Below are 6,565 nucleotides of genomic sequence, written 5' to 3' on the forward strand. Positions count from 1 at the left end.
GTGCTGATCACGTGGTCGGTTACGTGATAGGAGTACGGGATGTACTTCGTTGCTGACGGTTCCTTTCGGAACTGTAGTGACTTGTCGTTTTTGATATCCCTCGCTTCTACAGCCATTTAGCGACCCTCATAGTCAACGGGGGAGTAGCTGGAGCCTCCCCATTTCTTGGTGAATGGCGAATTGATCAGATTGAAACCCTTGGTCTTGATCGCCAATGAGATGACGCGAAATATCCGGTCATCGTGTTTGGCGACGCAGAACTCGACGAACCAAGCAAGACCAAATAGCGCCACGGCCCACATGTGGATCGTCAGGAAGAGGGTCGCGCAGGTCATGAACGTTGCGAGGAATACGGTGCGCGGTACGCCTACAAACGTTGGAAGACGCGTCGCGCCTTTGAACAGGGGAAATCGGCCGCTATGCCCGGTAGCCATCGCAGTGCCTCGCTCTTGAGATTAGGAGCCTAGGCCGAACAAGCCCACCAAGTAGGAAGACGAGCCGATCACGATCAATCCGATAACGACACGAATTGCCCAGTCGGCGCGCAGGATGTGGCCGATCCAGGCGAGAGCGCAGATGATGATGAGGACAGTTGCTGCGATTGGGATCCACGTCATCAGCCATGTCTGAATGGCACCCATCGATGATGAACCGGTATCGACACCTTGTGCTTGTGCCGCCGTCGACAGCATCGTGAGAAAGCTAAAGGCTGCAGCGGGCTTGATGGACTTCGTAAGTATGCTCATGGATCTGTTTTCTCCGAAAATGGGGGGGAACTATCACTCAGGAGGAGATCGCAGCTTTCGACTCCGAACCGCTCTCGCAGCCATTCGGCTAGCAGGGTCAGATTGGCCCACGTCCGGACGTTTTCTGACGCTTGAAGTCGAAGTGAGCATGTGAAAGAGCCGTTTGTTCCGATCACCTCAAACAGCGGAATCCACTGTTTTGATTCCATTCGTTGAATCGACGTCTTGGTCACTGCGTTTTTATTGAATAGATCCTCCAGCTGGCGTTGAAGAATTAGAAACACCCGCATCTTGGGTCTCCTGTGGGTCTTGTTGCGACGGTGGGTGCAAAGCGCCCTGAGCGGAGTCCGCGAATGCGCCACCAGCTTCTTGGGCAAACGCGTCCGGAGTTCCTTCTGTTTTTTTGGCCGGCCGCTCTGCGGTCTCGGCCTCATCTGGAAGCTCAGCTGCAGCTGAGCTATTGGAGCGCTGGCTTGCGGGCTTGCCTTGTAATGCAGGTACCTGCAGTCGGGTTGCTGTCGCCAACAGTCGGCCGACATAGCCGTTTCCGAACCCGCGCGTCTGAGAGCCAGTGTTGTAGCAACTCAGGGCGCGCTGTAGCGCTTGCTGGCCGGCGCCAGCATCCCTAGCCGCAGTTCTGTAGCAATTTGAAAGCACCTGTGCCGACGCCCGCAAATTCGTGCAACCGTCGAGCAATCCTTCGCCAGTGACCCCTAGCGACTTGAAGTTGCTCGAGTTCACTTGGCCCCAGCCGACATCGAAGTTGTAATTTCGCTCCTCCAGCCAACGGACTGTTGCGGCCGCTTCTTCGAAAGAGGCTGGTTGGCGTGGTAGCCGGTAGCCTCGATTGACGCCGATTGCGAACCGATTGTTTGAGGATTCGACAGCCACGAGATATGCCATCGTCAGGGGATGAACGTCAGTTGCACACTGCCTAGCGAGAGCAAGCACGGAACCGGACAATGGTGCCGTGGTTTGCCCTGACGCAGCAGCCGAACCCGCTGACATAGTGAGGATCGCTACGGCGAGAAGGATGAGCCTGCTTTGAATGTTGGTCATACAACAGCACCCCGTTTGTCTTCGGAATTGCAATTTCAATGACTAATGTAGATAGTATAAAGGAAAATTCTCGTGTCAAGTGAAGCGGGAGGGGATGGATACCCCAAAAAAGAGGGCAAGGGGAACCAGCACAAACGTGCTGGTTTGGAGTTCGTGCCCCTGGATGCGGAAAAGGCCCCACGGGGCAAGCCGCGCTATCGTGACCCCAACAATCCCTTCAATACCTGGGTTGGCAGAGGGAAGCGGCCTGACTGGTTGAGGGACTATTTGCAAAGCGGACGCGACCTGTCGGAATTTGAAATTCCTGTTGAGGAGTGACCATGGGAAACATCGTCAAGCTTGATCAGCATCGCCGACGTAGGCCAGCGCCAGGGCCTGGGCCGACAGGCACCGCAACGAGCACGACTGTAACCGGGAAGCGACTGCTGCGCTTCATCGGACGAACAGCATCTGATTTGGTCGCAGGCGCAATGTTAGCAATACTTGCATTGTTGCGGCGACCTGTACGATGGGCCGCCCAGCTGTCGATCGTGGCGTTGATCGGGAGCTGCGTGGTCGCTGCGGTCAGCCCACAGCACGAGGCGAAGATCGTCTTGGCCATCGGGGCGATCGCGCTGGTGCTGTTCTTGATCCATGCAACGATCCAGGGCCTGACCGGCGCCCTAAGTCGGTTTCATCATCACTAAAAGGAGCAAGCCATGAAACGCACCCTGCTGTTTTCTGTCCTTGTGTTCTCTGGTGCATCAAGCATGTCCGTCGCCCAAGCAAAAGACCCGTGTCAGTCTTTGATGTGTATGGCCGGCATGGCCGTCTCGGGTGGAACATCCGGAGGCTGCGACAACGCGGTCAGTGATTTTTTCGGCATCAACGTGTTCAAGCGTGGCAGCTTCCGTAAGAACGCGACCAGCGATGCACGCAAGAGCTTCTTGGAGCAATGTCCAGGTGCCGAGCAAAACCAGTCACAGATCGACACAATCATTTCAGCGTTCGGCGGCACACGTCGATAAGGGAGATTTATGAATGCAGCACGGTTGATGGCTGTTCTTTGTATGGCACAACTTGCGGGCTGCGCTCTTCAGCCAGCCCGGGATCCAGAGGTGACGCAGCTGCGCCTTGATGTAACCCAGCTCACCAGCCAGGTCGCCGACTTGGAACGTAAAGGCAAGCCCGAGACGCCCCCGCCGCCCGCCTGCTATCTCAATGGGCAACCCTACAGCGAAGGCGCTGTCGTGGCAGGACGAATCTGTGGGACCGGCACGATGGTCTACAAAGACGGCCAACGGACGCCCCTCGAATGGTTGCCCCATCGCACGAACTGATGGCGCCTGCCCCGCGCTTTTTGCCCCGCTTCGGCGGGGCCTTTTTTTCCCCGCTCAAACATTGAATGGTCCATTTAGGCTGGCCCATTTTAGGTGGTCCGTTTAAGTCCACAAAAAAATATTGGACCATCCCTAAAATTAATGGTACGTTTAGGTATACCCAAAAAGTCCACAACGGAGGCCGCCATGTCCGACGTGATTCCTACCTTCGCCGGTCTGGCGAGTGGCATTTGATGGCGCGCTCTCCTGCAGAACCCTTCAAGGTTGCTCGGATTTACCAGCGCGTCAGCACTGATGGCCAGGACCTCACTCGACAGGCCGCGATCGTCCAAGAGGCCAAGGCCGCCGGCTTCTACGTCGCCGGCGTCTATCGGGAGAAGGCTTCTGGTGCGCGCGCCGATCGCCCTGAGTTGCTGCGCATGATCGAGGATCTGCAATCGGGCGAAGTGGTCATTGCAGAGAAGATCGATCGGATCAGCCGCTTGCCACTAGTCGAAGCCGAGCGCCTGGTGGCGTCTATCCGCGCGAAGGGTGCGCGCCTCGCCGTTCCGGGCGTCGTCGATTTCTCCGAAGTGGCGGCCGAGGCGAAAGGTGTGGCAAAGGTCGTGCTCGAATCTATGCAGGACATGTTGTTGCGCATCGCCCTGCAGATCGCTCGCGACGACTACGAGGACCGCCGCGAGCGTCAGCGGCAGGGCATTGAACTGGCGAAGGCCAGAGACAAGTACCGTGGCCGCCCGGCCGATGCGGCCGTACATGCTCGCATCGTCGCATTGCGCGGCCGTGGAGAGACCATCGCCAACACTGCACGCCTGGCAGGCGCGAGCGTCACTACCGTCAAGCGTGTGTGGGCCGCTCACTGCGCGCAAGGACACGGGAGTTGACTGCTGCAGCAGGACTTGCCGAGAAGTAAGGCAGGATCGCCAGTTGGGGATGGCGCAGGGTCCGCCGTGAACTCACCGGTAGGCCAGGTTGGACTAGGGCCACGACGATGCCGGCGCCGGTGAGGCGTTATCCGTAGGGGCTCTGCCCCTACACCCCTGATCAGCGATGCGTCGCCAGCGGCGTTGGCCTGGACATCAATGGCTAGTGTCGCTCAGATGGTGTAGGCAGCTCCCTGTCGACGCTCTTACTTAGCGCTCGCATTGGCCCAAATCAGAAGTGTCTCGCAATAACGCTTCCAGTTTGCGGCACCATCCGTTGGCATCGTTCGATCGTCATAGAAGAAGAAAAGCCCGGGATCGTCCGGCTTATCTTCAATGATGCTGCTGGCGCGACGCTTCAACGCGCTGATCGTAGCTGCAGGTATCGACTGTCTCGACGGATGGCTGTCGTAGTCGAACCACTCATCTTTGCCTACTGTGCCAAGCGGCTTGTAGTTACGATTTAGCGCAAGCCATTTTCCATCTTTCGTCTTTTGAAGGCAGTAAGGCAAGTGGCTATGGGCGACGGTTCCAATTGGCATATGAAAGTCCTTGAGGTGGTTGGCCCCTATGGCGGGAGGGCCGCAGGCTGCCCGCTTTCAGTCACAGAACAGCTCCTTGATTGATGCGAGAGAGATGTCGTGCTCGGTATCGCCATCGAGCTGGATGATCACCTTGTCAAGGATAATTCTGGCGCGGCGGCTGAGCTCACTGGCATCCTTGATATCGTTGAGGAAGATCCTGCCGGCAATGGCATGGCTAAGGTTTAGTGGGCCAGTGCCACCGTAGCCCCAGGCGTATCCTCCTTCGTAATCGAATAGATCTCTGCGCGACGGCAGTAGTTCGGCGCCGCTGCTTGCGTCGTGCCGGTAGAGCGCGACGCTGGCTCCCTCAACAATTCGCAGCAAAATTTCGCTCATTGATGCCTCTCTGACATAGGCCTATTGCCCGGACGCTCGCATTGTGAGCCGAGGCGCAGGGACTTGTGCAAGCCGAGCGCGACTTCAGAGCGAGGATTGGCAAGACCGACCAAGCGGTGATTGCGGGATCTTAGATAAACGTTTGCATGCCTCCTAGAAAACGTGCACAGTGCTTCTAGATGATAAACGTGCACGAGGAGCGCATCATGCAGAGCATGACGATCGAGCAGCTGCGCGCTGCCAATGTTGCCGGCGGCGTCGCCGGCGTCACCTTGAAAGGCTCGGGCGGTGCCTTCCTGGTCCAGATTGCCACTCGCAGCGGTGCACAGGCGGTCTTGGCCAAGGCCCGCAGCGTGGAGCCGCGCCGTTTCGGCAACCCGGCCTCTGCATTCAACGTGCTGCGCGACATTGGCATCACGAGCGGCACTTTCGATGCAGCCGATTGGAATCCTGATAGCAAGGATGAGAGCGCCGGCAATCGCGGCCGCGCCGAGCACATGCGGAAGGCCCATCAGGCTGCTGCATACACCGACTGGCTCGCGAAGGAGACGCAAGCGGCAATCGACGATAACCGGCCGCGTGTATCGCAGGCGGACGTGCGGGAACGTCTCAATCGCAAGATGGCCACGCTGGGTCAGCCTAGCGTGCAGGCGTCGCCCAAGAAGCGTACCTGACGCATGGGCAAGAAAATTGCCCATGCTGTCGAATGGACGCAGTTCGCGCTTGAGGATTTAGACGCCGTAATCGACTACATCGCCCAGGACAATCCTGGGCGTGCTTACGAATTCGCGGCCGAGATCTACGACAAAACTGTTGTGCTTGAGCAGTACCCGGAGCTCGGTCGGCCTGGTCGACCTGGCATGCCTGCAGGCGTGCGCGAGCTAGTCGTGCATCAGAATTACATCGTTCTTTACCGCGTGCTGGCCAGCGCCGGCGTCGTTGAAATCCTGCGCGTGAAGCATGCCGCGCAGCAGATACCGTGAGGGGAAAGGCACCGACTGCAGCGCCACCTGCGGCCTTGCGAGAAATTGAATAACTTGCACGGACCCGTCGCATGGGGCATGATCCGGCTCAGATTCAGCAATGTAGAGATTCGCCCGTGATCGCTATCGAGCCTAAAGCCCTGCAGGAAGCCGCCGACGCCCACCTAGTGCGCGGCGCGGAAATTCGTGCGGCCGAGGACGGAGAAGGTCTGGTGGTGATCGTCGATCTTGGCGAGGACAGGCGTGTGGTTGGCCTGGCTCGCAACCGGGGCGTCAGGTACTTCCAAAGCTTCGACGGCGCTGCTGCGTTGTTGCTGGAGCGTGGTATCTCGAAATTCGCTGCGAATACAGTGGGCTGGACACCGCGCACTCAACCGAAGTGGATGAAGCACAGAGGACATAACTGTGAAGGTTTAATCGCAGCTGCCTCGATCTGATTGGCGTTGGATCGAGAACGCTAAAAAAGCGAAAGCCCCGTTGGCGCGGGGCTTTGGCCAAATCATTTCGGAAGGAAGAACCCTAACCGATACGAGCGTTTGGTACCTCGTATTGTAAGGCTCCCCTCTCCGGAAAGCAAGGGCGTGTGCGCGAAATTCGTGCACCGATCGGAGAGGT

The 6,565-nt window shown here is 58.0% G+C and carries 12 protein-coding genes; 7 read left to right on the forward strand and 5 right to left on the reverse strand.

Features of this window, described 5'->3' with window-relative positions:
- Positions 1 to 116: 116 nt before the first annotated feature.
- The 3 genes from H7A86_RS20720 to H7A86_RS21305 form a co-directional block, all read right to left on the reverse strand.
- A complete protein-coding gene (locus tag H7A86_RS20720) occupies positions 117 to 434 on the reverse strand; it encodes a VirB3 family type IV secretion system protein (RefSeq protein WP_119132503.1) in 318 nt (105 codons plus the stop codon).
- Between the two features lie 21 nt (positions 435 to 455).
- Positions 456 to 746, reverse strand: a complete 291-nt coding sequence (locus tag H7A86_RS20725) for a TrbC/VirB2 family protein (protein WP_119132502.1) — start codon at positions 744 to 746, stop codon at positions 456 to 458.
- 240 nt (positions 747 to 986) lie between these two features.
- Entirely contained in the window at positions 987 to 1,805 is an 819-nt protein-coding gene (locus H7A86_RS21305) for a lytic transglycosylase domain-containing protein (protein WP_119132501.1), read from the reverse strand.
- A 72-nt stretch (positions 1,806 to 1,877) separates the two neighbouring features.
- Here H7A86_RS21305 and H7A86_RS20735 point away from each other — a divergent pair, with 72 nt between their 5' ends.
- From H7A86_RS20735 to H7A86_RS20750, 4 genes are all read left to right on the forward strand, one after another.
- Entirely contained in the window at positions 1,878 to 2,123 is a 246-nt protein-coding gene (locus tag H7A86_RS20735; RefSeq protein ID WP_220453017.1) for an H-NS histone family protein, read from the forward strand.
- Between the two features lie 2 nt (positions 2,124 to 2,125).
- Positions 2,126 to 2,491 (forward strand): hypothetical protein, encoded by a 366-nt coding sequence (locus H7A86_RS20740; protein ID WP_147421370.1) that lies wholly within the window; start codon positions 2,126 to 2,128, stop codon positions 2,489 to 2,491.
- A 12-nt stretch (positions 2,492 to 2,503) separates the two neighbouring features.
- A complete protein-coding gene (locus tag H7A86_RS20745; RefSeq protein WP_119132499.1) occupies positions 2,504 to 2,812 on the forward strand; it encodes a TrbM/KikA/MpfK family conjugal transfer protein in 309 nt (102 codons plus the stop codon).
- Between the two features lie 545 nt (positions 2,813 to 3,357).
- On the forward strand, positions 3,358 to 4,008 hold the full coding sequence (locus H7A86_RS20750) for a recombinase family protein (protein WP_119132498.1): 651 nt from the start codon (positions 3,358 to 3,360) through the stop codon (positions 4,006 to 4,008).
- A gap of 245 nt (positions 4,009 to 4,253) precedes the next feature.
- On the opposite strand, the gene H7A86_RS20755 is transcribed toward H7A86_RS20750, so the two are convergent.
- The gene (locus H7A86_RS20755) at positions 4,254 to 4,589 is read right to left on the reverse strand and encodes a hypothetical protein (protein WP_046935928.1); all 336 of its coding nucleotides are present in this window, start codon (positions 4,587 to 4,589) and stop codon (positions 4,254 to 4,256) included.
- Positions 4,590 to 4,646: 57 nt separating this feature from the next.
- Positions 4,647 to 4,967: a hypothetical protein gene (locus H7A86_RS20760; RefSeq protein WP_005924088.1), complete on the reverse strand. Its 321-nt coding sequence runs from the start codon at positions 4,965 to 4,967 to the stop codon at positions 4,647 to 4,649.
- Between the two features lie 206 nt (positions 4,968 to 5,173).
- Here H7A86_RS20760 and H7A86_RS20765 point away from each other — a divergent pair, with 206 nt between their 5' ends.
- The 3 genes from H7A86_RS20765 (at position 5,174) to parC (ending at position 6,387) form a co-directional block, all read left to right on the forward strand.
- Positions 5,174 to 5,641 (forward strand): hypothetical protein, encoded by a 468-nt coding sequence (locus H7A86_RS20765; protein ID WP_119132525.1) that lies wholly within the window; start codon positions 5,174 to 5,176, stop codon positions 5,639 to 5,641.
- Between the two features lie 3 nt (positions 5,642 to 5,644).
- Positions 5,645 to 5,950, forward strand: a complete 306-nt coding sequence (locus H7A86_RS20770; protein WP_119132497.1) for a type II toxin-antitoxin system RelE/ParE family toxin — start codon at positions 5,645 to 5,647, stop codon at positions 5,948 to 5,950.
- A gap of 116 nt (positions 5,951 to 6,066) precedes the next feature.
- Positions 6,067 to 6,387, forward strand: coding sequence for a ParC family partition-associated protein (gene parC, locus H7A86_RS20775; protein WP_033481941.1), 321 nt, complete (start codon positions 6,067 to 6,069; stop codon positions 6,385 to 6,387).
- Positions 6,388 to 6,565 lie beyond the last annotated feature (178 nt).

Source organism: Xanthomonas euroxanthea (assembly GCF_903989455.1).
GTDB classification, from domain to species: domain Bacteria; phylum Pseudomonadota; class Gammaproteobacteria; order Xanthomonadales; family Xanthomonadaceae; genus Xanthomonas; species Xanthomonas euroxanthea.